The sequence below is a fragment of the Filobacillus milosensis genome (assembly GCF_004402015.1).
GTDB lineage: Bacteria > Bacillota > Bacilli > Bacillales > Alkalibacillaceae > Filobacillus > Filobacillus milosensis.
The window spans coordinates 31,171-56,970 of the sequence record NZ_SOPW01000002.1 but is presented as its reverse complement, the minus strand read 5'-3'; the positions used below and the strand labels follow the sequence as shown (position 1 = coordinate 56,970).

Here is a 25,800-nt window from a genome sequence, read left to right as displayed (position 1 = left end):
TCTAATGATCGTGTGTAATGGTATGAATTTGATGGCCGTAAAGTGTTGAGCGTTGTTCATCTGGCATATTTTCAAAGTCTCCAGGATTACCATGATAATGAATTGATTTGTTTAGGCATAGCAGGTCAGTCACATAAGTGGTGATAGCACCTATATCGTGCGAGACCAATACTAAAGTAATCCCTAGTTTTTTATTTAACTTGGATAGTAGTTGATAGAAATGTTGAACATTTTCTGAATCTACTCCAACAGTTGGTTCATCAAGGATGAGGAGTTCTGGTTGACTAACAATTGCACGAGCTATAAATATACGCTGTTGTTGACCACCGGATAAGTCTCCAATATTTCGATTTAAATAATGTTCCATATTTACTTGCGTTAAAGCGTGAATAATTTGTTCATACTTTTTCTTTTTGGATAATTGATTAGAGATAATCCCCATTGAAACAACTTCTTTAACCGTAGCAGGGAAACCCCTGTTAAATGAATTGGATTTTTGGGAAACATAACTAATTCGACCTTTATTTTTAAACTTTTGGATTGGATGATCAAAAGCAAAGATTTGACCTTTTTGTAATTTTTCTATCCCTAATATAAGTTTAATTAATGTGGTTTTACCTGAACCGTTAGGACCGACTAGCCCAACAAATGAACCTTTTAAGATATCAAAATTAATGTGTTCTAAAACGTTTTGCTGGTCGTAGCGGTGTAATACATTTTTTACCGAAATGATGGGTTTTGACATCTTATCACCCCTTACTGACTAATTTGTTTTAAGACCTCTAAATTATCGAGCATAATATCATAGTAATCTTTGCCTTGCTCGATTTCTTCTTCTGTCCGTGTTGATAGGTTACTTAAATAATATTTTTTGAGGTTTAATTCGTCTGCGATGTTTGCAGCTAATCGATCTTCTGAATTAGTTTCTAACACAATATGATTGATGCCTAATTCTTCAATTTCTTTAAATAAAGCTTGCAGCTCTTTCTGCGATGGTTCTTGTGCAGAAGTTAATCCTCGTATTGAATGTTGTTTAATTGGATATTTTTGTTCTAAATATGAAAAAGATTTGTGTGTAATTAAGACATTGACTTCATCTGAAAGAGTATTACTATACTGTTCATCTAAGTCATGCATGTTCTCTTTGAATTTATCAAAATTCTTTCTGAACTCTTCTTCATGTTCAGGGTAAAGTGCAATTAAATCTTCTAAAATGAGTTCACCGGCACTAACCATGCGATTAGGATCTAACCAGAAGTGTGGATCGAAATCTCTATGGGCATGTTCATCTTCATGCTCCTGCTCATCATGTGATTCATGATCATGGTTTTCATCTTCAACGTGATCATCGCTGTGGTCTCTTTCCTTGTGTTGATTAGTAAAATCAGAGAATAACTCTGTGTGTTTTCCTAAACTTAATAAATGAACACCTTCTGTTTTTACCGTTTCAGCTAATGTAGCAGAAAATGATTCAAAACCTTCACCAATATAGAAGAAGCCATCACTATCTGCTAACTCTATCATTTCCTTTGTTGATGGTTCATAAGAATGTGGGTCTGCTCCAGAAGGCAAGACCGTTTCAACTTCTGCATCCTCTTTAGCAATTTCAGAAATAATATATTCAATCGGATAAATAGAGGTAATGATTTTGCCTTTTTCAGTTTCAGAAGTATTTTGTGATTCGTTATTAGATGAATTACATGCGAATAATAGTATTAATAAAAGCGATAATAAAGTAATTTTAAGACCTTTCATGTTTGTTCCCCTCTCAAGCAAATCAAATTTATAACTTACATCATCATATCGTAATCATTACGATTTGTAAATAGGAATGTTTACGATTTACGGAATGATTTTAGGGCAGCTATTTTGGGTATACTTTAAGTGAATAGGTAGGAGGGATATAATGTTTGATTATACTGTAGAAACTAATAAACCAGTAGATGATGCGGTAACCTCATTAGAGGAAAGTTTGAAAGAAGCGAAGTTTGGTGTGCTGTGGGATTTTGATGTGAAGGAAACCTTACACAAAAAAGGGTTTGAAGATTTTGACCAGACATTTCGTATTTTAGAGGTGTGTAATCCACGAGCGGCCAAAGACGTATTAGCAATGGAAGATAAAGTAGCTTATTTCTTACCATGTAAAATTGTAGTTTATAATAGTAAAGATGGGTCGACTAAAATAGGAATGCCGAAACCAACTGCTTTAATGGAAAATATTGATAACAAAGATGTAAAAGCTTTTGCTGAAGACATTGAAAATACAATGGTTAGCGCCATTGATCAAGCAGCAAAATAATAAGTGTAATGACCAACTCCCAAGTAGTAAAACTTGGGAGTTACTTTTTTCATATATTAATTATCTTTTTTGTCGAAAAAGTGGTAAAATAGAAACCGGTTTCAGATAAAAAACATAGATATATACAAAATTGGGGGGCTCATCATGGAGAAATTAATGCGTAAGTTTTTCTTGTTTTTATCTAATAATAAATTTTTTACTAAACTAGCAAAAAAATATGGTTTACGTTTTGGTGCCGCTCGTTTTGTTGCTGGCGAACAGATTGCTCAAGCAACTGATACGATTCGTAGATTGAATAAACATGATTTAGTTGTTACATTGGATCATCTTGGAGAGTTCGTAAGTGATGAAAAAGAGGCGAGAGAACGTACAGAACAATGTGTTAAGGCGATTGAAGCTATTGCAGAAGAAAATCTAGATTCTCAATTATCTTTAAAAATGACTTCAATGGGATTAGATATATCACGCGAGCTTGTTATGGAAAATATGCGAAAAATACTTGAAGCGGGTAAAAAGCATAACGTATTTGTAACTATAGATATGGAAGATTATGAGCGTTGTCAGGCGACTATTGATATTTTTGAAGAGTTAAAGAAAGATTATGATGGACTAGGTACAGTTTTACAAGCCTACCTATATCGTACGGTTGATGATCTTCAACATTTAAATCAATATAATCCTAATCTGCGCTTAGTAAAAGGTGCTTATAAAGAATCACCTGAAGTAGCATACCCGAATAAAAAAGATGTGGATGAAAACTTCAAAAAGATTATCAAAATGCATTTAGAAAATGGTAACTACACAGCAGTCGCAACGCATGACGATGCGATGATTGAATACACGAAAGAATTAGTTAAAGAAAAAGGTTACTCTAAAGATCAATTTGAATTCCAAATGCTATATGGGATTCGTAATGAACTTCAAGATCAGTTAGTGAAAGAAGGGTACACAGTACGCGTGTATGTACCTTACGGAAACGACTGGTATGGTTATTTCATGAGACGCTTAGCAGAACGCCCAGCAAACGTAGCGTTTGTGTTGAAAGGGATTTTGAAGAAGTAATTTAATAAATTTAAGGTTTTCGAGCTACAGGCGGAGGCTTTCCGCGGGCACGGCTCGAGCCAGGGAACTACATTGAATAATCTTTTATGTCCCTTGCGCTGAGTAATCACAGGCGCATCCCTCGAGAGAAAGTCACTGCCTGTGGGGTCTCGAGACTCGTGCTTTTCCCATAGAACTCACCGCCTTTCGCTCATTCAGTTATATGCTTTTGGCCGACCATTACTAACTTAAATGACTATTTCAAAAAAACATTTGTAAATGGATTGCGAAATGTCAGAAAATATTTTATAGTTAATATTAGATAACATTATTGGATAGAATAACCTATCCAATATTTTTTGGGACAAAATGAATGAGTATTCATTCAAAGAACAGGGGGAACAAAAATGAACCGTAAAATCAAGCGCGCCGCAGTATTGGGCTCAGGTGTCATGGGTTCAGGTATTGCTGCACACTTGGCCAATGTAGGAATCCCTACATTGATGTTAGACATTGTACCTCGTGAACTAACAGAAGCTGAGGAGAAAAAAGGACTATCATTAGAAGATGCAGCTGTACGTAATCGAATTGCAGCTTCTAACAAAGAAAAATTAAAAATACAGAAGCCTTCTCCAATTACGAGTAAGAAGAGCTTAGACTTAATCCAGGTCGGTAACTTTGATGACCATATGGAACAACTATCTGAAGTCGACTGGGTAATTGAAGTTGTTGTAGAGAATTTAGATATTAAGAAAAAAGTATACGATCAAGTAGAGAAGTATCGCACTGAAGGAACAATTGTTTCTTCTAATACATCAGGTATTTCAATTAATGATATGGCAGAAGGACGTTCTGATGACTTCAGGAAACATTTCATGGGAACACACTTCTTTAACCCGCCACGTTACTTGAAATTATTAGAGGTTATTCCTAATAACGATACCGATCCAGAATTATTAGCGTTCATGAAGCGCTTTGGTGAAGATGTTTTAGGTAAAGGTGTTGTTGAAGCAAAAGATACACCAAACTTCATAGCGAACCGTATCGGAACATATGGTTTATTAGTAACTGTTAAAGAAATGCTTGAAGGCGGTTACACGATCGGTGAAGTAGATTCTGTAACAGGTCCAATGATCGGTCGTCCGAAGAGTGCAACGTTCCGCACATTAGACGTTGTTGGATTAGATACATTTATTCATGTAGCTAAAAACGTTTATGACAACGTTGTAGGTGAAGAAAAACAAGCATTTGAAGTACCTGAGTTCATGAAACAAATGAACGAAAAAGGTTGGTTAGGTGCTAAGTCAGGTCAAGGGTTCTTCTTAAAGAAGAAAGGCAAAGATGGAAGCGTAATCTTTGAATTAAACCCTGAGACAATGGAGTATGAAGAACGTAAAAAGCTTAAGACAAACGCATCTGGTATGGCCAAACAAGAGAAGGGACCTAAACGTAAACTACGTGCTCTTGTTAATGCTAAAGGCGACCGTGCTGGAGATTTAGTTTGGAATATTACAAAGCAAACTTTAATCTATTCAGCTGATTTGCTTGGCGAAATTGCAGATGACATTAATGCAATCGACGAAGCGATGAAGTGGGGCTTCGGTTGGGAACTTGGTCCATTCGAAATGTGGGATGCAATAGGTGTGAAAGCATCGGTTGAACGCATGAAAGAAGAAGGTGCCAATGTTCCAGCGTGGGTTGAAGAAATGCTAGAGAAAGGCATTGAGTCCTTCTATAAAACTGAAAATGGTAAAGTGTATTTCTACCAAGATGGGGAATACGTTGAGAAAAAAGTTAACCCAAAAGAAATTAACTTGAAGTTACTTAAAGATGTTAAAGGTGTCATTAAGAAAAATGCTGGTGCTAGTCTAATAGATTTAGGTGATGACGTTGCTTTATTAGAATTCCACTCGCAAAGTAATGCGATTGGTTTAGACACCATTCAAATGATCAATTACGCACTTGAGGAAGTGAATAAAAACTATAAAGGGCTAGTGATTGGTAACCAGGGTAAAAATTTCTGTGTTGGTGCTAACCTTGGCATGATGCTAATGGAAGCGCAAGATTTTAACTTCCCTGAACTAAACTTAGTCGTTAAGCAGTTCCAACAAGCTATGATGAAAATCAAATACAATGAAAAACCAGTTGTAGCAGCACCATTTGGTATGACCCTTGGTGGCGGTACGGAAGTTTGTCTTCCAGCCCACAGCATCCAAGCTTCACAAGAATCTTACATGGGTCTCGTTGAAGTTGGTGTTGGTCTAATTCCTGGTGGTGGCGGTAACAAAGAGTTTTACTTAAAACAGTTAAGAGGCCTGCCAGAAGGAGTAGACTTTGATCTACAAAAAGTAACAAATGATGTATTTGAAAAAATCGCAATGGCCAAAGTATCAACATCAGCGGCTGAAGCATTAGAAAATGGTATCTTAGATGACCAAACGGATGCAATCAGCGTAAATGGTGATCACTTAATCCATGATGCGAAACAGAAAGTATTAAGTCTTCACAATGCTGGCTTCCAACCACCAAAACGTCAGAAAGTACCAGTAGTTGGTGAACCTGGATATGCTACGATGTTACTTGGTGCGAAAGGCTTAGCGAACAGTGGCTATGCTTCTGAACATGATATCAAAATTGCTGAAAAACTAGCATTCGTTCTAGCTGGTGGCCGTCTAAAATATGGCACATTAGTAGATGAAGAATATCTATTAGATTTAGAACGTGAAGCATTCTTGAGCTTAATTGGTGAAGCTAAGACTCAACAGCGTATGCAGCATATGTTGATGAAAGGCAAACCATTACGTAACTAAAAATTAACTCCAATAAGGATAGGGGGATGAGTTGTGAGAGAAGCAGTAATAGTTGCAGGTGCTAGAACACCTGTAGGAAAAGCGAAAAAAGGAACACTTGCAAATACAAGACCAGACGATCTCGCGGCTTTAACAATAAAAGAAACATTAAAACGCGCTAATAACTACGATGGCCCAATTGATGACGTCATTATGGGGTGCGCCATGCCAGAAGCTGAGCAAGGAATGAACATGGCACGTAACATCGCAGGTTTAGCTGGACTTCCAAATGATGTTCCAGGTATTACAATCAACCGCTATTGTTCTTCAGGTTTACAAAGTATTGCGTATGCCGCTGAACGTATAATGGTTGGTGGTAGTGATGCCATTATCGCTGGTGGCGCGGAATCTATGAGCCTAGTACCTGTAGGTGGTCATGTGATTAAGCCTAACCTTGAACTTGTGCAAAATGCACCTGGGTATTACATGTCTATGGGGCACACAGCTGAAGAAGTAGCAAACCGTTTTGGTGTTTCTCGTGAAGACCAAGACGCATTTGCTGTAAGAAGTCATGAACGTGCCGCTAAAGCCATTGAAGAAGGCAAGTTCGATGATGAGATCGTACCTGTTGAAGTAACAAACCGTGAATTAGGTCCTGATAACAAAATCAAAGAAACAACAGTTACATTTTCAAAAGATGAAGGTGTACGTAAAGGGACTAAGCAAGAAGTTTTAGCAAAATTAAAACCAGCTTTCCATGTTAAAGGCAGTGTAACTGCAGGTAACTCGTCACAAATGAGTGATGGAGCTGCATCTGTATTAGTTATGGATCGTGAAAAGGCTGAAAAAGAAGGTTTAACGCCATTAGTTAAGTTCCGTTCATTTACAGTTGCTGGTGTAGAACCAGAAATTATGGGTGTCGGACCGGTTAAAGCTATTCCTAAAGCAGTGGAGCAAGCTGGATTAACCATGGATGATATTGGGTTATTCGAATTAAATGAAGCATTTGCTTCACAATCATTACAAGTTATTCGTGAGTTAGGACTTAATGAAGACATCGTGAATGTTAACGGTGGTGCGATTGCTCTTGGACACCCATTAGGATGTTCAGGTGCCAAGCTGACATTAACATTAATGCATGAAATGAGACGTCGTGATGTGAAATACGGTGTTGTAACAATGTGTATCGGTGGCGGTATGGGTGCTGCTGGAGTATTTGAATTACTTTAAACCTTAAAGGGGGATTTTAAGATGGGTGAAACAACTGAGAAAGTTTTTAAAGGTGGCGGCTTTTTAGTCGAAGATGTGAATGCGGAGGATATTTTAACTCCTGAAGATTTCTCTGATGAGCATAAGATGATTGCGAAAACAACAGAGGAATACGTAAAAAATGAAGTATGGCCGGTATTAGAAGATCTAGAAAATCATGAATTTGATAAATCAGTAGAGCTACTTAAGTCTGCAGGTGAGCTAGGTTTATTAGGTGCTGATGTGCCTGAAGAATACGGTGGTTTAGAGCTTGATAAAATCAGTTCATCTTTAATTACAGAAAAAATGTCACTAGCTGGTGGTTTCTCAATCTCTCATGGTGCACACGTGGGTATTGGTTCACTACCAATCGTTTTCTTCGGTAATGAAGATCAAAAACAAAAATATCTACCAGCACTAGCAACGGGTGAAAAACTTGCAGCCTATGCATTAACTGAGCCTGGATCTGGTTCAGACGCATTAGGTGCAAAAACAACAGCTAAGTTAAACGAAGCTGGTACGCACTACGTGTTAAACGGTGAAAAACAATGGATTACAAACTCGGCTTTCGCTGATGTGTTTGTTGTTTATGCGAAAATCGATGGTGATAAGTTCACTGCGTTTATCGTTGAGAGCGAGTTCCCAGGCGTTTCAACTGGTGCTGAAGAGAAGAAAATGGGTATCAAATCATCTTCTACTCGTACATTAATTTTAGAAGATGCTGAAGTGCCTGTTGAGAACGTACTTGGTGAAATTGGCCGTGGTCACGTGATCGCATTCAATATTTTAAATGTTGGTCGTTACAAGTTAGCTATTGGTGGTGTCGGTGGTGCTAAGCGTGCTATTGAAGTTGCTACTCAATATGCAAATGAGCGTAAACAGTTCAACACACCAATTTCTAAGTTCCGTTTAATTCAGGAGAAAATTGCAAGTGTTGCAGCTAACACTTATGCAAATGAAAGTGCAGTATATCGTACTGTTGGTCTATTCGAACAACGTTTAGGCGGATTAACTAAAGAACAGTTAAACGAAGGTAATGAAGTTGCTAAAAGTATAGCAGAATACGCGATTGAGTGTTCAATGAACAAATATATGGCAACAGAACTATTAGACTTCGCTGTGGATGAAGCAGTTCAAATTCATGGTGGTTATGGCTTCATGGCTGAATATGAAGTTGAGCGTATGTACCGTGATTCTCGTATTAACCGTATCTTTGAAGGTACAAACGAAATCAACCGTATGATCGTTCCAGGTACGTTCATGAAGAAAGCAATGAAAGGTGAACTGCCGTTACTACAAAAAGCTCAAGGTTTACAAGAAGAGCTAATGACGATGATGCCAGAACCTGTTGGCGATGAGCCATTAGAACAAGAATTTTACCTACTAAAGAATGCTAAGAAAATTGGCTTATTATCTGCTGGTATTGCAGCTCAGAAGTACGGTGAAAAGCTTGAGCAAGAGCAAGAATTACTTGTTAACATTGCAGACATTGCTGCAGAAATTTATAATATTGAATCAGCAATTCTGCGTACACAAAAGTCATTTGACAGCGTTGGTGTTGAGAAGAGCGAACAGAAACTCCTTTACACTCAAGTGTATGTCCAAGAAGCATTCAACCGAATTGAAGCACATGCGAAAGAAACATTAATCGCAAGTGATTCAGGTGATAGCCTCCGCATGATGTTAGGTGCGTTACGTAAACTGACTCGTCACGATCCAATTAACGTGATTGAGAAGAAACGGGAAATCGCAGCAAAAATCATCGATGCTGAGAAATATGTGGTTTAATTAATGTAAAAACCAGCTGATTTTAATCGGCTGGTTTTTCTCATGAAAACATTATTGGACACTAATCTATCTATATTGGTCACTAATTGAAAGTATCGGACACTAAATTTTTAGTATTGGACACTAATTTTTCGGTATCGGCCACTAACTTTCAAATTTGTTCATAGTGAGCTCACAAAGAGGTCTGGACCAAGGTTTTATGTTATGATACTGCTAAGGAGGTGCTCGAATGAGTGTAACAGTTTATCAATATCCTAAATGTGGCACATGTCGGAAAGCGATCAAATGGTTAGATGAAAACGGAGTAGAATATGAAGCTATACATATTGTTGAACACCCTCCGTCAACAACTGAATTAAAGTCATTTATTGAAAAAAGTGATTTACCGGTTAAGAAATTTTTTAACACTTCGGGCAAAAAATATCGTGAGCTTGGTCTTAAAGATAAGTTGAAGGATATGTCCGATGATGAGATGGTTGAGCTGTTGGCATCAGATGGGATGTTAATTAAGCGTCCAATAGTAACTGATGGTCATAAGGCAACTGTAGGATTTAAAGAAGATACTTTTGCACAAACTTGGAAATAATATTAATAGTTTTTGTGTAAAAATGATGAATTTTATTGTATGATTAATTTGTGATACTAGAATGTTGGAGGGTCAAAAATGAGCTTACCGAAAGATTATCGTTATTCTAAAGAACACGAATGGGTTAAAGTTGAAGGAGACAAAGTAAGAATTGGTATTACAGAATTCGCACAAGACGAACTAGGTGACATCGTTTTCGTTGAATTACCTGAAGAAGGTGACGAATTAGAATTAGATGAGCCGTTCGGAAGCGTTGAGTCTGTTAAAACAGTATCGGAGCTTTATGCGCCTATTTCTGGGAAAGTCGTTGAGATTAATGAAGAACTAGAAGATAGCCCGGAACTAGTTAATGAATCTCCTTTTGAGAAAGCCTGGATGGTTGTTGTTGAGCTAAGTGATGAGTCTCAACTTGATGACTTAATGGATGCAGATGCATATAAAGAAATGACTGATTCGGAATAATTATGAGAAAGCTGATCCATAGGGGTCGGCTTTTCTTATACACTATAATGTAAAGCATTATGCGTGTGAAAAACTGTATAGATGGTGATGACATGGATGATTTGTCGAGAGTTTTAATTGTTGAAGGCAAGCAGGATCGAAATAAAATAAAGAAAATATTAGATGATGAAGACGTATTTATTTTGTGTACATTTGGTACATTGGGGATCGATGCCTTGGAAGAATTAGTGGATGATTATCACTTATTTGATCGTGACGTATACATTTTTACGGATACAGACGAACCAGGTGAAAAACTAAGAAAAATGCTCAACCGGGAATTATCACATGCTCATAACATTTATATTGATAAAAAATATCGTGAAGTTGAAGATGCGCCTGAACATGTGTTAGCATCCATTTTGCAAGCAGCAAATATGAAAGTTAAGGTGGATTACCTGAAAGGATTTTCACAGTGATTGAAATCAACAGAGAAAATGCTCAATTTTTAATCAAGAAAAAGGACTACCACATCATTTTTGTGAATAGCCCTTTTTGTGGAACATGTAAAGTTGCCAAAAGAATGTTAGATTATATTGAAGATACAATGGATCAAGATAAGTTTTACGAATTAAATGCCACCTTGGCACCTGACTTGATGCAGAAATATGCCATCAAAAGTGTGCCTTGCTTAATCGTATTTAAAAATGGTGAACCCATTGATCGTCTTTATGCTTTTCATTCCGTTCCATATTTACTAAAAGAAATTGGACCTTACATTGTTTAGACACCCGCTAAAGATAGGGTGTCTGTTTTATTTAGAAGTTCTATTCTATTTTGATAATTCGCCGCTAATCGCATGAATGATTTCAACAAATTCAGCTTTATCCCCGAATCGACCAATAATTTCACCTTCGCGATTAATCACAATAGTCGTTGGAAGTGAAGCTCCTTCATATAAATCAAAGACTTCGCGTCCGCGATCTTTTAAGACAGGTTGTGTTAAGAACTGGTCTTGATATTTTAAGGCTTCGTCTTCACCATGTTCACGGTCAGTGACGTTAATAGTTACCATTTCCAGGTCATCATTATGTGATGTTTTATAAAATTGTTCTTTCTTTGGTAAATCACGGGCACAATCAGGACACCATGATACCCAAAAAGTGAGGAGAATAACTTTTTTACCTAATACATCTTTAAGGTTATATGATTGGTTTTGTTTGTCTAAGTATGGAAGTTCGAAAATTGGTGCTTTCATTAAGATCATCCTTTTATAAAATTTTTATTGACTTCACTTTAACACCATGCTAACATAAAAAACATCGAAAATATGAATAAAATAATTCTTATCCAGAGAGGTGGAGGGATCTGGCCCTGCGAAGCCCGGCAACCATCAGGTATAACCTGGCAGGTGCTAATTCCAGCAATGATTTGATCATTGCAAGATAAGAAAAGTAGACGGATTTATTCGACTCTTTTCTTGTGCTTGCAAGAGAAGAGTTTTTTAGTTTTCAATAAAAAATTAAATATAACAAATAATAACTCTTATCCAGAGTGGCGGAGGGATCTGGCCCTATGATGCCCGGCAACCATCAGGTATAGCCTGACAGGTGCTAATTCCAGCAAAGCATTGAGCTTTGAAAGATAAGAGGACGGAATCCTACCTTTCTGTTCTCTTATGAGCGGGAAGGTATTTTTATTAGCTAAAACTAAAACGCATTAAAGAGATAAACAGTTAAAAGAGAGAGGTATGAATATGATTTCCATTAAGGGCTTATCTAAGTTGTATAAAACTAAACATCAAGACGTTAAAGCAGTTGATAATGTTTCGTTAGATATAAAAAAAGGCGAGATTTATGGCGTCATTGGTTACAGTGGTGCTGGAAAAAGCACATTTATTCGTTTAATTAATCGATTAGAAGAACCTAGTAATGGTGAAGTCTTGATTAACGATACGAACATCACGGGATTATCTGTAGGTAAATTGCGTAAAGAACGCCAAAAAATTGGGATGATCTTTCAGCACTTTAATCTTCTTTGGTCACGCACGGTCTATGATAATATCGCTTTTCCATTAGAGATTGCTGGAGTACCTAGTCGTGAACGTCGTGACACAGTGCTTGAATTAATCGAGCTTGTTGGTCTTAAAGGACGTGAGCAAGCTTATCCATCTCAATTGAGCGGTGGGCAAAAGCAGCGTGTCGGAATTGCACGTGCATTAGCTAATGACCCGGATGTCTTGCTATGTGATGAAGCCACTTCAGCACTAGATCCTGAAACGACGGATGACATTTTAGATTTATTAGTCTCAATTAATGAAAAATTAAACTTAACAATTATTATGATTACGCATGAGATGCATGTTATTCAAAAAATCTGCCACCGTGTAGCAGTTATGGACCAAGGGAAAGTTGTTGAGCACGGCGATGTGTTGGACGTTTTTGTAAAACCACAATCAAAAACAGCTAAGCGATTTGTTCAGCAATTAAGCCCACTAGAGCATAAACAAGATACGCTTCATCGGTTTATTACAAAAGACGAAAATAGTGAAGTCGTTAAACTGCACTTTATAGGTAACGATGCAAAACGCGCACTGATTACAGATGTGATTAAACGTTTCGACATTGAAGTTAATATCCTCCAAGGTTCTATTTCTCCAACACAAGAAGGGGCCTATGGTACGCTCTATGTCGAATTGAAGGGTGCAGCTAATACGATTCAAGAAACAACCCAGTATATTAGAACATCAGGAGTAGAAGTTGAGGTGATTCGAGATGTTACGTGAATGGTTTCCGAACGTCAACATGGAAGACATGTGGACAGCAACCTATGAAACGTTATATATGACCATTATTTCTGTAATTGGAACATTGATTTTAGGAATCATACTGGGTCTATTATTATTTTTAACTGAAAAAAACAACTTGTGGCAGAATCGTTTTCTTAATTCAATAACGGCGGCTGTGGTTAATATTTTCCGTGCCATACCGTTTATTATATTGATTTTATTACTATTCCCGTTCACGGATTTTCTAATGGGAACCATCCGTGGGCCGAATGCAGCTTTACCTGCACTCATTATTGGAGCAGCACCATTTTACGCAAGGTTAGTTGAAATAGCATTTAAGGAGGTGGATAAGGGGGTTATTGAAGCGGCTAAATCCATGGGGGCAAAAACGCACACGATTATATTTAAAGTGCTTTTACCGGAATCAATGCCAGCTTTAATATCAGGTCTTACCGTGACAGCAATCGCATTAATCAGTTACACGGCCATGGCAGGTGTCATTGGAGCTGGAGGACTGGGAGACCTTGCCTATATGAAAGGGTTCCAACGTCGAGATAATGATGTAGTCTTCGCATGTACTGTATTTATTGTTGTTATTGTATTTATTTTCCAATTTATTGGAGATGCATTATCAAGAAAATTAGATAAAAGATAATTAGAAGGGGAGAATTTGATTATGAAAAAATTATTAGCATTATTATTAGTAGGCTTGTTATCAATCGCACTAGTTGCTTGTGGTACTGCAGGTGAAGAATCGAGTGAAGAAGAGAATACTTCAGGTGAACAAAAAGAAGGTGAGCAGGAAGCTGAAGCGAATGAAGAAATCGTAGTAGGTGCAACGAGTGTTCCGCATGCTGAAGTATTAGAAGAAGCAAAACCTTTATTAAAAGAAGAAGGTATAGACTTAAAAATTGAAACTTACCAAGATTATATTTTACCAAATGAAGATTTAAGCAATGGTACTTTAGATGCTAACTACTTTCAGCATATCCCTTATTTAAAAGATCAAAAATCAGAATTTGGGTATGACTTCGTAAACCTTGGAGGCATTCACATTGAGCCGATGGGTATTTATTCTAAAAATATCTCAAGTGTTGAAGATATTGAAGAGGGTACAGAGGTAATTCTAAGTCGTTCTGTAGCGGATCATGGACGTGTACTATCACTGCTACAAGAAAATGGATTAATTAAACTAAGTGATGATGTCGATCCTGTATCAGCAACATTAGATGATATTGAGGAAAATCCTAAAAACTTAGAGTTCGATGCCAGTATCGAAGCAGGGTTACTTCCTGAATTTTACGAGCGTGAAGAAAACGCGCTAGTTGCCATTAATACAAATTATGCCATTGAAGCGGGTCTTGTCCCTGAAAATGATGCATTGATTTTAGAAGGATCTGAATCACCATATGTCAATGTCATTGCAGCACGCAGTGAAGATGAAGATAATAAAGCTCTTCACACTTTAGTTGAGGTATTAAGATCAGAAGAGATTCAAACATTTATAAAAGAACAATATGAAGGTGCAGTTGTTCCGGTTAGCGAATAATTTTAGGCAAATTTCGAATAATTAAAGTTATACAAGAGGATTAAAGATTAATTATAAAGGGTAAGGATATGAGTAAGGGTCATTAACTCATATCCTTTTTTATTTATAATAATAAGGAATTATCGAGTTTTTGAATACTTAAGCAAAGTGGTAATATAATAAATGTAAACAAAAGAAAGGAATGATTTAGTCATTTTAAATGAAAATGAGATTGATCTGACGTATACGTCTGAAATGGAGAAAAACATGCACCAATCTCGTGGTGTTGGTTATCAGGAGTATAGTCAAAACCTTGAAAAACGTTTAGAAGTTGAGAAACAACGTGAGAAGGAATATAAACAAAGTAGAAGAGTAGTCGCTGAAGTTGATCGTCAAATTCATCGTTAAATATACTGAAAATCCACTGCTAAATAAGCGGTGGATTTTTTTTGCTTCATTAATATATGGCTTTTCGTTTAAATATGACAAAATATCCTATATAATAGAAAGGTATGACCTGTATGGTTATTCTGAAGTTATAAGTTGAATATACTTTAGAAATGTTTTAAAATTATAATGAGAATAAATTGAGAATGACCATCAATTTAAGTATAGAAAATGGAGGTATTCAAATGGCAGGATCTACTTTAGAAATCAAAGATCTTCATGTCGAAATTGAAGGACTAGAAATCTTAAAGGGAGTTAATTTAACCATTAAAGGTGGCGAATTCCACGCTGTAATGGGACCAAACGGTACTGGTAAGTCTACACTTGCTAGTGCAATTATGGGACACCCTAAATACGAAATCACAAAAGGTCAAGTTTTATTAGACGGTGAAGACGTATTAGAAATGGAAGTTGACGAACGTGCTCAAGCTGGACTTTTCTTAGCTATGCAATATCCAAGTGAAATTAGTGGTGTAACTAACTCTGATTTCTTACGTTCATCTATAAATTCTCGCCGTGAAGAAGGCGATGAGATTCCGTTAATGCAATTCATTAAGAAAATGGATGACAACATGGATTATCTAGAAATCGATAAAAACATGGCTCAACGTTACTTAAATGAAGGTTTCTCAGGCGGTGAGAAGAAGCGTAACGAAATTCTTCAACTAATGATGCTAGAACCAGCAATTGCAATTTTAGATGAAATTGACTCTGGTCTAGACATCGACGCGCTAAAAGTTGTTTCAAAAGGAATCAACCAAATGCGTAACGATGAATTCGGTTGCCTAATCATTACACACTATCAGCGTTTACTTGACTACATTACGCCAGATCACGTTCACGTTATGATGCAAGGACGTGTAGTTAAATCTGGTGGCCCAGAATTAGCTCAACGTTTAGAAGCTGAAGGTTATGACTGGATCAAAGAAGAACTAGGTATCGAAGACGAAACAGTTGGTCAAAACGCGTAATAGGATAGGAGGTAAAAGGATGACAGTGGAAACACAGCTACCTTATGATAAAGATTATATCACGCAATATTCCGAGCGACGCCAAGAACCACAATGGTTCCGCGACACTCGTTTACAAGCAGCAGAAGTAGCAGAAGGTCTACCTATGCCTAAGTTAGAAAAGACACGAATTAACAACTGGAACTTTACTAATTTCAAACATGATGTTTCAGGAGATAAAATTGAAGACTTCGATAAACTTCCTGAAAAGGTTCGTGTATTGTTAGGTGAAAAATCTGCTAGCGATAATTTAATCATTGTCCGTAATAATGATGTAGCTTATGCATCATTATCACAGGAATTAAAAGATCAAGGTGTTATTTTTAAAGACATCTTTACTGCAATGACAGAAGATGAAGATCTTGTGAAAAAATACTTTATGCAAGAAGGCGTGTCTGTTGATGAAAATAAATTAACAGCTCGTCACGCAGCACTATTAAACAGTGGAGTTTTCTTATACGTTCCTAAAAAAGTTCAAGTAGAAAAACCAATTCAGGTTGTTTTCTGGCAGGAAGACCCTGAAGCTGCATTATTCAATCACGTTTTATTAGTGGCTGATGAGCATAGTGAAGTGACTTATGTAGAAAACTATGTATCACAAAACGAAAATGAAGAAGCTGTTGCCAACATCGTAAGTGAAGTTTTTGCTATGGATGGTTCTAAAGTATCTTACGGTGCAGTTGATAACTTCGAAAAAGGTACGACAACTTATGTTAACCGTCGTGGTACAGTTGGTCGCGATGCCACATTAGAGTGGGCATTAGGCCAAATGAATGATGGTAATACAATTTCTGAAAATATTACAAACCTAATGGGTGAAAACGGCTTATGTCATGCAAAAGCTGTATCTGTTGGGCGTGGAGATCAAAAACAAGACTTCACAGCTAAAATTGTACACTTTGGTAAAGAATCAGAGGGTTACATTTTACAGCACGGTGTTATGAAGGATAACGCTTCATCCATTTTCAATGGTGTAGGTAAAATTGAACATGGTGCATCTAAGTCAAATGCAGAGCAAGAATCACGCGTCCTTATGTTAGACCAAGGTTCTCGTGGTGATGCTAACCCAATCCTTCTAATTGATGAAGATGATGTAACAGCTGGTCACGCAGCTTCTGTTGGCCGTGTAGATCCAGTTCAACTTTTCTACCTAATGAGCCGCGGTATTTCGCAACGTGAGGCTGAGCGCTTAGTTATTCATGGTTTCTTAAGCCCTGTTGTAAAAGAAATTCCTATTGAAACGGTTCAAACTCAACTACGAGAAGTCATCGAAGGGAAAGTCTATTAATGCTAAATGAAGAAGTTCGCAATCAGTTCCCGATTTTGGATCAGGAAGTTAACGGACATTCACTCGTTTATTTAGATAGTGCGGCTACATCCCAAAAGCCGCAACAAGTGATTGATGTGATGAACAGCTACTACTCAGGATATAATTCCAATGTTCACCGCGGTGTTCATACTCTTGGTACGAGAGCAACTGAAGGTTATGAAGGTTCTCGTGAAAAGGTTAAGAACTTCATTAATGCCAATAGTACTAAAGAATGTATCTTTGTTCGTGGTACAACGACAGCAATAAACACTGTTGCTCATAGTTATGGTAGAGAACACCTTTCTGAGGGCGATGAAATTGTTTTAACTAAAATGGAGCACCATAGTAATATTATTCCTTGGCAACAAGTAGCTAAGTTAACAGGTGCAAAATTAAAGTATCTTCCATTACAGGAGGATGGCACAATTTCATTAGATGATGTCCGTACTGCGGTAACATCCAATACGAAAATTGTTGCCATGACACATGTTTCAAATGTGTTAGGAACAATTAATCCGATTAAAGAAGTTGCTCAAATTGCTCATGACAATGATGCAGTAATTGTTGTTGATGGTGCACAAGCGGTTCCACACATGAAAGTAGATGTTCAGGATTTAGAGGTAGATTTCTATGCTTTTTCTGGTCATAAAATGTGTGGTCCAACGGGAATCGGTGTTTTATACGGAAAACAATCATTGTTGGAAAATATGGAGCCTGTTGAATTTGGTGGTGAAATGATTGATTTTGTAGACCTTCACGATTCAACGTGGAAAGAGCTTCCGTGGAAATTCGAAGGTGGTACACCGATCATTGCAGGCGCTGTTGGACTCGGTGCAGCAATTGACTTCTTAGAAGAAATTGGAATGGAAGCCATTGAAAAGCATGAAGAAGAAGTGGTTCATTATGCAATAGAGCAAATGGAAAAGATCGATGGCATCACAATTTATGGACCGAAAGAACGAGCTGGCTTAGTAACATTTAATTTAGATGATGTTCACCCACATGATACAGCTACAGCACTGGATTCTTTAGGTATTGCGGTTCGTGCCGGTCACCACTGTGCACAGCCATTAATGAAAGAATTACAAGCTACAGCTACTGCAAGAGCTAGCTTTTATCTGTATAATAGTAAGCAAGACGTGGATTTACTCGTCGATGGATTACGCAAAACAAAGGAGTATTTCGGTGATGTCTTTTAATAATTTAGATACACTATACAGACAAGTAATTATGGATCACTACAAGACCCCTCGAAACAAAGGGAAACTTGAGGGTGACCATATTACAGTTGAATTGAATAATCCAACTTGTGGCGACCGTATTGACTTACAGTTAAAAGTAGAAGATGGTGTCGTTCAAGACGCCAAGTTTGAAGGTGAAGGCTGTTCAATCAGTATGGCATCAGCTTCAATGATGACACAGGTCATTATCGGAAAATCTGTAGATGATGCAGTAAAGATTTCTCATATGTTTTCTGAAATGATGCTAGGTCATGAAGTAGATACAAGTGAATACAAGTTAGAGGATTTAGGAGATATTCAGGCATTACAAGGTGTCTCTAAATTCCCAGCAAGAATAAAATGCGCGACATTAGCTTGGAAAGCAATGGAGCAAGGTGTTGAAAAAGAACAATAACTAATTGTTCCCTAATTATTTAAAGGAGGGGTATCACATGGCTAAAAAGGCACCAGAAGTAGGCGATTACAAGTATGGCTTCCATGATCGTGACGTATCCATTTTCCGTACGGAAAGAGGCCTAACTGAAAAAGTCGTACGTGAAATTTCAGACCGTAAAGAAGAACCTGAATGGATGTTAGAATACCGTCTTAAAGCTTTAGAAAAATTCTATAGCAAACCAATGCCTCAATGGGGCGGTGACTTAGCTGAGTTAGATTTTGATGAAATCACTTATTATGTAAAACCTTCTGAACGTACACAACGTTCTTGGGATGAAGTACCTGATGAGATTAAACAAACATTTGATCGTTTAGGTATTCCAGAAGCTGAACAGAAATATCTTGCAGGTGTTTCTGCACAGTATGAATCAGAAGTGGTTTATCACAACATGGAAAAAGATTTAGAGGATATGGGAGTTGTTTTCAAAGACACAGATACAGCTCTTAGAGAAAACGAAGAGTTAGTTAAAGAATACTTTGGAAAGCTAATCCCAGCTTCTGATAACAAATTCTCAGCATTAAACACTGCGGTATGGTCAGGTGGATCATTCATCTACGTACCGAAGAATACAAAGGTTGAAACACCATTACAAGCGTATTTCCGTATTAACTCTGAAAATATGGGTCAGTTCGAGCGTACGCTAATTATTGTTGATGAAGGTGCTTCAGTACACTATGTTGAAGGTTGTACAGCTCCAGTTTATTCATCAAACTCACTACACAGTGCAGTTGTTGAAATCTTTGTTAAGAAAGACGCTTACTGCCGTTACACAACCATCCAGAACTGGGCAAACAACGTTTATAACCTGGTTACTAAACGTGCTTCAGCAGACGCTAATGCGACGATGGAATGGGTTGACGGTAACTTAGGCTCTAAGCTGACAATGAAATATCCAGCAGTGCTACTAAAAGGCGAAGGTGCACGTGGTATGACACTATCTATCGCCTTAGCAGGTAAAGGTCAGCACCAGGATGCCGGTGCGAAAATGCACCACCTGGCACCAAATACGTCATCTACAATCGTTTCAAAATCCATCTCTAAACAAGGTGGTAAAGTAACGTATCGTGGTATCGTACACTTTGGTAAAAAAGCTGACGGTGCACGTTCGAACATCGAATGTGACACATTAATCATGGATAACGAATCAACATCAGATACAATCCCTTACAACGAAGTTCTTAATGAGAATATCTCATTAGAGCACGAAGCTAAGGTATCTAAGGTTTCTGAAGAACAGTTATTCTACTTGATGAGCCGCGGTATTTCTGAAGAAGAAGCTACAGAAATGATCGTAATGGGCTTCATCGAGCCATTCACAAAAGAACTTCCAATGGAATACGCGGTAGAAATGAACCGCTTAATCAAGTTCGAAATGGAAGGTTCAATCGGATAATAAAACTTAACCCTTATCACTATATGTTAGTGGTAAGGGTTTTTTTATGTAATTGAAGTGTGTTGATAAAGTACGATGTTGATATCAATTATTGGTGTAGAATGAGTTGTTGAATTGTGATGAGCGAAGGTGGCGACTCCTGCGGGAACAGCACGAGTCTCGAGACCCCACAGGCAGTGCCTTTCTGCCGAGGAGGCTCGAGCCGTGCCCGCGGAAAGCGTCCACCGAAAGCGAATCATAATATCAACAACGTACTTTAACAGAACTAATTGTACTTTTTGACTACAAAAGTCAGAGTGAGGAATAATAAGTTTTGTTATTTACGTTTCTAATAAATAATATTACTAACATAAAAGGAATGATATTGTGAAGGCGGTACAAGTAACTGGCTATGGAGATGTTGATCAACTAAAAGTCGTTGAAATTCCTATACCTGAACCTAAAAAAAATGAAGTACTTATAAAAGTGAAGGCCTGCGCTATTAATAATACAGAAATTTGGATGCGAGAAGGGGCATACGGTACAGGCTCTAAATCTGGCTGGCGACCAGAAGGGGTACAGTTCCCACGTATACCTGGTTCTGACATAACAGGCGAGATCGTAAAAGTCGGAAAATCAGTAGAAGAATCTATGGTAGGTAAAGATGTTGTTTTATTTCCTTTTACCTCAAGTGGAGAAGAAGGGTACGAGCATATTTCTGAGGATATGTCTTTTATTGGTTCAGAATATGACGGAGGTTATGCTGAGTATGTAGTTTGGCCTGCAGAACTATGTTTTGATATGCCTCTCTCTAGTTATAAAGAAAGCGCAGTTTTTTCAGTTAGTGGGTTAACAGCCTGGCATATGGTCAACCAAATTCAGGTTCAACCTGGGGAGACTGTTATGGTAACTGGAGCAAACGGTGGTGTCGGATCATTAAATGTTCAAATTGCATCCAAAGTATTTGGTGCTAAGGTCATTGCAATTATTGGCGATTTAGATGCTAGGGAGCGAATGAAAGAGCTAGGGGCCACCCATGTGTTATCTTATAAATCCGATAATCTTGCCGAAGAAATTTTAGAAGTGAATGGAGGACCAATCGACTCAGTATTAGATGTTGTAGGGGATGCTTTGTTCGCGACATCACTTCACGTTCTCAAAAAAGGAGGTAAGTTCTGCATATCTGGTTCGGCGGGTGGTCAAAAGACTAATCTTGATTTTAGAACTTTGTATTTAAAACATATTACGATGTATGGGTCTGTGTTAGGCACGAGAGAAGAGTTCCAAGATATGCTTAATGCCATATCTGAGGGGAAAATTAAGCCCGTCATAGATAAAACCTTTCCATTAAATAAAGCTAAAGAAGCTCAAGTATACTTTAAAAATAAGGGTAAATTAGGAAAAATAGTTTTGCTACCTGAAGAATAGTTTATAAATAGGAGCCGACCTTGAGAAAAGCTAAATTTCTATAGCTTTTCTTTTTTTATGGGGAAATTGTATGTGTTTATGGGGATTTATTTTTATTTATGGGGATTTTAAATTTTTTATGGGGAATTTTTTTATTATATGGGGAAAATATTTAATTTATGGGGAATTGTAGTATTTTAAACTAAATCACTCCCTATTTAAAGTTAAAAGATTATGCTAATGTTATATTAAAAGAAAAGGATCGGGGGATGCATCATGTTAATGGTATTAATGCTCATCATTGGTTTGGCCAGTGCTTTTATGGGAAGTCTGGTTGGCTTAGGTGGAGGGCTTATTTTTGTGCCTTCATTACTCTTTTTATCTAAAGTATTAGACTCATTCACTTGGGTGACACCGCAAAATGTTGTAGCAATGTCTTTATTGATTATGATTTTTACAGGGTTGTCATCCACTCTTACATATTTGAAAAACAAACGAGTAGATATACATAGTGGACTCATATTTCTAATAGGTAGTATTCCTGGAGCATTAGTAGGTGTGTGGCTAAATAATTATGTAGATATAGAAAGCTTTGAACTCTATTTTGGTATATTAATGTTATTGTTGGCAAGTTTATTTTTTGTAAAAGATAAACTATTAAAACATGCTCAAAATAAAGATCTATCTCAGAAAAAGTTTTATGTTCATCGTCAGTTTGAAATAAATAATGAAACCGTCGTATATTCATTTTCAGTTGTATTAGGCTTAATTATTTCCTTTTTTGTTGGACTGATTTCAGGGTTGTTTGGAATTGGTGGCGGATCTTTAATGGTTACTGCGATGATATTATTTTTTAGCTTTCCAGCCCACATTGCAGCCCCAACTTCGATGTTTATGATTTTCGTCTCAAGCATCTTCTCAACAGGTGCTCATGTGTTTGCTGGACATGTCATTTGGGAATATGCAATTATGGCCGTTCCTGGTGCGTGGATAGGCGGTGTATTAGGCGCTAAACTGAACCAAAGATTAAATAGCAATATTCTAGAATGGATATTAAGACTTTTAATGATTATAATTGGAGTACGGTTAATTTTGTAATCGCTAGATATGAAGGAGATGGAGTATGAAGGAAGCGCTATACTTTTATTTTACAAGCGATTTACATAGTCATTTTGAAAATTGGCCTAAGATTATGAATGACATTAATAAAAAGATAGATAAAAATAAAAAGAACAACGAGTTTTATATGCTGCTGGATAATGGTGATCATCTGGACCGGTCACATCCCGTTACAGAAGCAACTTTGGGTGAAAGTAATATAGAACTGTTAAACCATTCAGGATTTAATGTATGTACACTTGGAAACAATGAAGGAATTACTTTACCTTCAGACAAGCTATTTCACTTATATGATGAAGCTCAATTTGATGTGGTTTGTGCAAACATCAACCTTAAAAATGAGGACAACCCCTCATGGTTAAAACCATATGATATTTATCAGGTGTCTTCTGGGATTAAGGTTGGTATTATTGGGCTCACTGCACCATTTGAAGCTTTTTATAATAAGTTGGGGTGGCAAACATTTCACCCAATGGATACATTAAGAGAGTTATTACCAGAAGTTCGTGAGCAGTGTGATGTTGTCATTTTATTATCCCATCTAGGCTATAGTATGGATGAACAAATAGCTGAAGAGTTTGATGTTGATGTGATCATTGGTGGTCACACCCACCACTTAATCAAACAGGGCCAATTAATAAATAATACACTCTTAACAGCAGTCGGAAAACATGGCCATTATTATGGTGAAATAGTATTAGAGTATAATCATCTAGAACAACATATCTGTGGTAAAGAGGCTTTTGCCATTCCTGTAGAACATGAGCCTGATGAAAAAGAAACGAATCAATTATTAAGCAAACTTGAGCAAAAAGCTAATGAAAAATTAGGTCAAGTTATAACGAATCTTACTCAGCCATATCCAATTGACTGGTTAAAAGAAACACCACTTATGAAAACATTTGTCAGTACACTCCGTGAATGGACAAATTCTGACTGTGCAATGCTGAATTCAGGTGTACTACTCCATGGATTTGAAGATGGACCAGTCACTAAACTGGATGTCCATAGAAGCTGCCCACACCCAATGAACCCTTGTACCATGGTGCTGACAGGAAAAGAGCTCATTGAAACAGTAAGAATGTTAGAACAAGAGCGATTTATCCATTTTGAATTAAAGGGCTTAGGATTTCGTGGCAAAAAGATTGGGAAGATGGTTTATTCCAACCTAACCATTGATTATCATGAGGATTCTAAATATGTGGAAACTGTGTTTGTTAATGGGGAAAAAGTTAACTCTAAACAAAAGTACACGATTGCAACTGCAGATACCTTTTCATTCCCGTGGTTAGTTCCTCCGATCTCATCGGTTAAAGAAAAACATTATTACTTACCTGAGTTTTTAAGGGACTTATTAGAGGAGTGCCTATCTACCTTAAAATAAGGGTTTGACAGGCACTTCTTTTCTTCCTTTTCATACGGTATATGAGAAGGAGGATGAGAAATGGTACATGTAGAACCAATTTGGATTGATGACGTTGCGTTCACTTTTGTTCATGTTGAATTACCTAAAACAGATTTATTAGTGGTTTCTAATGATATTGGATATATCATGTGTGGTGCTTTAGATGTTGACTTACTTAATGAAAAATTAAAAGACCGTCATATTGTGGCAGGCAGAGCTGTAGGTGTAAGGTCATTAGATGAATTATTATATGCTCCACTTCAAAAAGTAACGGATTATTCTAAAGAAAAGTATGGTTGGGAAGAGGGCATGAGTGGTAAAAATGCACTTCTGCGTTTGAAATAGACATTGAAAAGATCTCTAGAAACCGATATGATAGTTGATAGTAAAAAATGGATTAAGGGGAAAAATTAATGAAAGCAGTCAATATAGATGCACTTAGACCAGGCGATCAATTAGCTAAACCTATAATTGATTCATATGGAAGAATATTACTTCAGAAAGAAGTCATCTTTACTGAAAGATTGATTAGGCGTCTAAAGGATTTCGATTTTCTATATGTATTTATTGAAGATACATTATCCGAAGATATTGTTCCTCAAAACTTAATTGATCAAGAATTAAGAATAGAAGCTATATCTAAAATTCGCCAGACATTCAAAGTGTTTGATGAATTTAATAAAAATAAACACCAGCAATATGTTCTTGAAAAGTCGATTAATGATATTCAAGGGACGGTCGGCGAAATTATTGATGTAGTTAACGGACACGAAGAAATAATTTCGATCATGTCTGATATTTTTATGTTCGATGATTATTTGTATAACCATTCTGTTAATGTGACTGTCTACACATTAGTACTCGCAAAAGAACTAGGATTTACCAATAGACAGACTGAAGAAATTGGCATTGGTTCCATGCTTCATGATATTGGTAAGATGAAAGTTCCAAAGAATATTATCAATAAACCAGGTAAGTTAACTAATATCGAATTTGAAGTTGTTAAAGAACATACGACTTACGGTTACGAAACACTAAAACAATTTAAACACTTACCTCCAAATGTTGCCTATTGTGCATACCAGCACCATGAACGATTAGATGGTAGTGGTTACCCGTTAGGTTTAAGAGAGCCTAATATCCATGAGTATGCAAAAATAATGGCCGTATCTGATGTCTTTGATGCGGTCACTTCCAACCGTGTTTATCGAAATGCTTTCTTACCACATGAAGGGTTAGAAATTTTATATTCTGGTAGTGATTCGCAATTTTCACAGAAGTATATAGAATTATTTAGAAAACATATTTCAATCTACCCTAATGGTGCCTATGTTGAATTAAGTGATGGAAGAAGAGGAATTATTGTTAAACAAACGAGCTTACCAGATAGACCAATCATACGAGTTTTAGAAGAAGAAGATCATGAAATTCATGTGAGTCAGATTTATGAATTAGATTTATCTAAATCTCTTTCAGTTGTCATCACAGATTGTAATACAACCCCTGCTTAATTGTACATATCATAACCCCCTTGGACATAAAATGT

The 25,800-nt window shown here is 37.0% G+C and carries 26 protein-coding genes and 2 riboswitches; of the genes, 23 read left to right on the top strand and 3 right to left on the bottom strand.

The features are described from left to right. Nucleotide 1: 1 nt before the first annotated feature. Both E3U55_RS01970 and E3U55_RS01965 read right to left on the bottom strand, forming a co-directional pair. Entirely contained in the window at nucleotides 2–745 is a 744-nt protein-coding gene (locus E3U55_RS01970; protein ID WP_134338650.1) for a metal ABC transporter ATP-binding protein, read from the bottom strand. An 11-nt stretch (nucleotides 746–756) separates the two neighbouring features. Continuing rightward, nucleotides 757–1,755 carry a metal ABC transporter solute-binding protein, Zn/Mn family gene (locus E3U55_RS01965; RefSeq protein ID WP_134338649.1) on the bottom strand — a complete coding sequence of 333 codons (999 nt, stop codon included), beginning with the start codon at nucleotides 1,753–1,755 and terminating at the stop codon, nucleotides 757–759. A 151-nt stretch (nucleotides 1,756–1,906) separates the two neighbouring features. On the opposite strand from E3U55_RS01965, the gene E3U55_RS01960 reads away from it, so the two are divergent. The 9 genes from E3U55_RS01960 to E3U55_RS01920 all read left to right on the top strand — a co-directional run bounded on the left by E3U55_RS01960 (nucleotide 1,907) and on the right by E3U55_RS01920 (nucleotide 10,979). After that, complete coding sequence (locus E3U55_RS01960) at nucleotides 1,907–2,299, top strand: DUF302 domain-containing protein (RefSeq protein WP_134338648.1); 393 nt, start codon at nucleotides 1,907–1,909, stop codon at nucleotides 2,297–2,299. 144 nt (nucleotides 2,300–2,443) lie between these two features. Further along, nucleotides 2,444–3,361, top strand: coding sequence for a proline dehydrogenase family protein (locus E3U55_RS01955; RefSeq protein ID WP_134338647.1), 918 nt, complete (start codon nucleotides 2,444–2,446; stop codon nucleotides 3,359–3,361). 386 nt (nucleotides 3,362–3,747) lie between these two features. Beyond that, complete coding sequence (locus tag E3U55_RS01950) at nucleotides 3,748–6,150, top strand: 3-hydroxyacyl-CoA dehydrogenase/enoyl-CoA hydratase family protein (protein ID WP_134338646.1); 2,403 nt, start codon at nucleotides 3,748–3,750, stop codon at nucleotides 6,148–6,150. A 33-nt stretch (nucleotides 6,151–6,183) separates the two neighbouring features. Further along, nucleotides 6,184–7,359, top strand: coding sequence for an acetyl-CoA C-acetyltransferase (locus E3U55_RS01945; protein ID WP_134338645.1), 1,176 nt, complete (start codon nucleotides 6,184–6,186; stop codon nucleotides 7,357–7,359). Between the two features lie 21 nt (nucleotides 7,360–7,380). Beyond that, complete coding sequence (locus tag E3U55_RS01940; protein ID WP_134338644.1) at nucleotides 7,381–9,165, top strand: acyl-CoA dehydrogenase family protein; 1,785 nt, start codon at nucleotides 7,381–7,383, stop codon at nucleotides 9,163–9,165. A 229-nt stretch (nucleotides 9,166–9,394) separates the two neighbouring features. Beyond that, nucleotides 9,395–9,751 (top strand): arsenate reductase family protein, encoded by a 357-nt coding sequence (locus tag E3U55_RS01935; protein ID WP_134338643.1) that lies wholly within the window; start codon nucleotides 9,395–9,397, stop codon nucleotides 9,749–9,751. A 78-nt stretch (nucleotides 9,752–9,829) separates the two neighbouring features. After that, nucleotides 9,830–10,213 carry a glycine cleavage system protein GcvH gene (gene gcvH / locus E3U55_RS01930; protein WP_134338642.1) on the top strand — a complete coding sequence of 128 codons (384 nt, stop codon included), beginning with the start codon at nucleotides 9,830–9,832 and terminating at the stop codon, nucleotides 10,211–10,213. Between the two features lie 92 nt (nucleotides 10,214–10,305). Next, nucleotides 10,306–10,671, top strand: a complete 366-nt coding sequence (locus tag E3U55_RS01925; protein WP_134338641.1) for a toprim domain-containing protein — start codon at nucleotides 10,306–10,308, stop codon at nucleotides 10,669–10,671. Continuing rightward, the gene (locus tag E3U55_RS01920) at nucleotides 10,668–10,979 is read left to right on the top strand and encodes a thioredoxin family protein (RefSeq protein ID WP_228547444.1); all 312 of its coding nucleotides are present in this window, start codon (nucleotides 10,668–10,670) and stop codon (nucleotides 10,977–10,979) included. The genes E3U55_RS01925 and E3U55_RS01920 overlap by 4 nt, the downstream gene beginning before the upstream one ends. A 45-nt stretch (nucleotides 10,980–11,024) precedes the next feature. Here E3U55_RS01920 and E3U55_RS01915 read toward each other — a convergent pair whose 3' ends face one another. Next, entirely contained in the window at nucleotides 11,025–11,450 is a 426-nt protein-coding gene (locus tag E3U55_RS01915) for a TlpA disulfide reductase family protein (RefSeq protein WP_134338640.1), read from the bottom strand. 85 nt (nucleotides 11,451–11,535) lie between these two features. After that, nucleotides 11,536–11,644, top strand: a riboswitch (SAM riboswitch). A 90-nt stretch (nucleotides 11,645–11,734) separates the two neighbouring features. Continuing rightward, a riboswitch (SAM riboswitch) is annotated at nucleotides 11,735–11,843 on the top strand. Between the two features lie 105 nt (nucleotides 11,844–11,948). Here E3U55_RS01915 and E3U55_RS01910 point away from each other — a divergent pair. The 14 genes from E3U55_RS01910 (at nucleotide 11,949) to E3U55_RS01850 (ending at nucleotide 25,765) form a co-directional block, all read left to right on the top strand. Continuing rightward, nucleotides 11,949–12,977, top strand: a complete 1,029-nt coding sequence (locus E3U55_RS01910; RefSeq protein ID WP_134338639.1) for a methionine ABC transporter ATP-binding protein — start codon at nucleotides 11,949–11,951, stop codon at nucleotides 12,975–12,977. Then, on the top strand, nucleotides 12,967–13,635 hold the full coding sequence (locus E3U55_RS01905; protein ID WP_134338638.1) for a methionine ABC transporter permease: 669 nt from the start codon (nucleotides 12,967–12,969) through the stop codon (nucleotides 13,633–13,635). The genes E3U55_RS01910 and E3U55_RS01905 overlap by 11 nt, the downstream gene beginning before the upstream one ends. Before the next feature lie 21 nt (nucleotides 13,636–13,656). Then, nucleotides 13,657–14,529 carry a MetQ/NlpA family ABC transporter substrate-binding protein gene (locus E3U55_RS01900; protein WP_134338637.1) on the top strand — a complete coding sequence of 291 codons (873 nt, stop codon included), beginning with the start codon at nucleotides 13,657–13,659 and terminating at the stop codon, nucleotides 14,527–14,529. 246 nt (nucleotides 14,530–14,775) lie between these two features. After that, complete coding sequence (locus E3U55_RS17525; protein ID WP_194840806.1) at nucleotides 14,776–14,916, top strand: hypothetical protein; 141 nt, start codon at nucleotides 14,776–14,778, stop codon at nucleotides 14,914–14,916. Between the two features lie 224 nt (nucleotides 14,917–15,140). Beyond that, nucleotides 15,141–15,926, top strand: a complete 786-nt coding sequence (sufC, locus tag E3U55_RS01895) for a Fe-S cluster assembly ATPase SufC (RefSeq protein WP_134338636.1) — start codon at nucleotides 15,141–15,143, stop codon at nucleotides 15,924–15,926. A 19-nt stretch (nucleotides 15,927–15,945) separates the two neighbouring features. Next, complete coding sequence (gene sufD, locus E3U55_RS01890) at nucleotides 15,946–17,253, top strand: Fe-S cluster assembly protein SufD (protein ID WP_134338635.1); 1,308 nt, start codon at nucleotides 15,946–15,948, stop codon at nucleotides 17,251–17,253. Then, nucleotides 17,253–18,473, top strand: a complete 1,221-nt coding sequence (locus E3U55_RS01885) for a cysteine desulfurase (protein WP_134338634.1) — start codon at nucleotides 17,253–17,255, stop codon at nucleotides 18,471–18,473. The genes sufD and E3U55_RS01885 overlap by 1 nt, the downstream gene beginning before the upstream one ends. Then, a complete protein-coding gene (sufU, locus tag E3U55_RS01880) occupies nucleotides 18,463–18,909 on the top strand; it encodes a Fe-S cluster assembly sulfur transfer protein SufU (protein WP_134338633.1) in 447 nt (148 codons plus the stop codon). The genes E3U55_RS01885 and sufU overlap by 11 nt, the downstream gene beginning before the upstream one ends. Before the next feature lie 37 nt (nucleotides 18,910–18,946). Then, the gene (sufB, locus tag E3U55_RS01875; RefSeq protein WP_134338632.1) at nucleotides 18,947–20,344 is read left to right on the top strand and encodes a Fe-S cluster assembly protein SufB; all 1,398 of its coding nucleotides are present in this window, start codon (nucleotides 18,947–18,949) and stop codon (nucleotides 20,342–20,344) included. A gap of 366 nt (nucleotides 20,345–20,710) precedes the next feature. Next, complete coding sequence (locus E3U55_RS01870) at nucleotides 20,711–21,751, top strand: zinc-binding dehydrogenase (RefSeq protein ID WP_134338631.1); 1,041 nt, start codon at nucleotides 20,711–20,713, stop codon at nucleotides 21,749–21,751. Between the two features lie 255 nt (nucleotides 21,752–22,006). Next, nucleotides 22,007–22,828, top strand: a complete 822-nt coding sequence (locus E3U55_RS01865) for a sulfite exporter TauE/SafE family protein (protein WP_134338630.1) — start codon at nucleotides 22,007–22,009, stop codon at nucleotides 22,826–22,828. A 25-nt stretch (nucleotides 22,829–22,853) separates the two neighbouring features. Further along, complete coding sequence (locus E3U55_RS01860; RefSeq protein ID WP_134338629.1) at nucleotides 22,854–24,233, top strand: bifunctional metallophosphatase/5'-nucleotidase; 1,380 nt, start codon at nucleotides 22,854–22,856, stop codon at nucleotides 24,231–24,233. 60 nt (nucleotides 24,234–24,293) lie between these two features. Beyond that, entirely contained in the window at nucleotides 24,294–24,599 is a 306-nt protein-coding gene (locus E3U55_RS01855) for a YunC family protein (protein WP_134338628.1), read from the top strand. Between the two features lie 68 nt (nucleotides 24,600–24,667). Then, nucleotides 24,668–25,765: an HD-GYP domain-containing protein gene (locus E3U55_RS01850; protein WP_134338627.1), complete on the top strand. Its 1,098-nt coding sequence runs from the start codon at nucleotides 24,668–24,670 to the stop codon at nucleotides 25,763–25,765. Nucleotides 25,766–25,800: the final 35 nt, after the last annotated feature.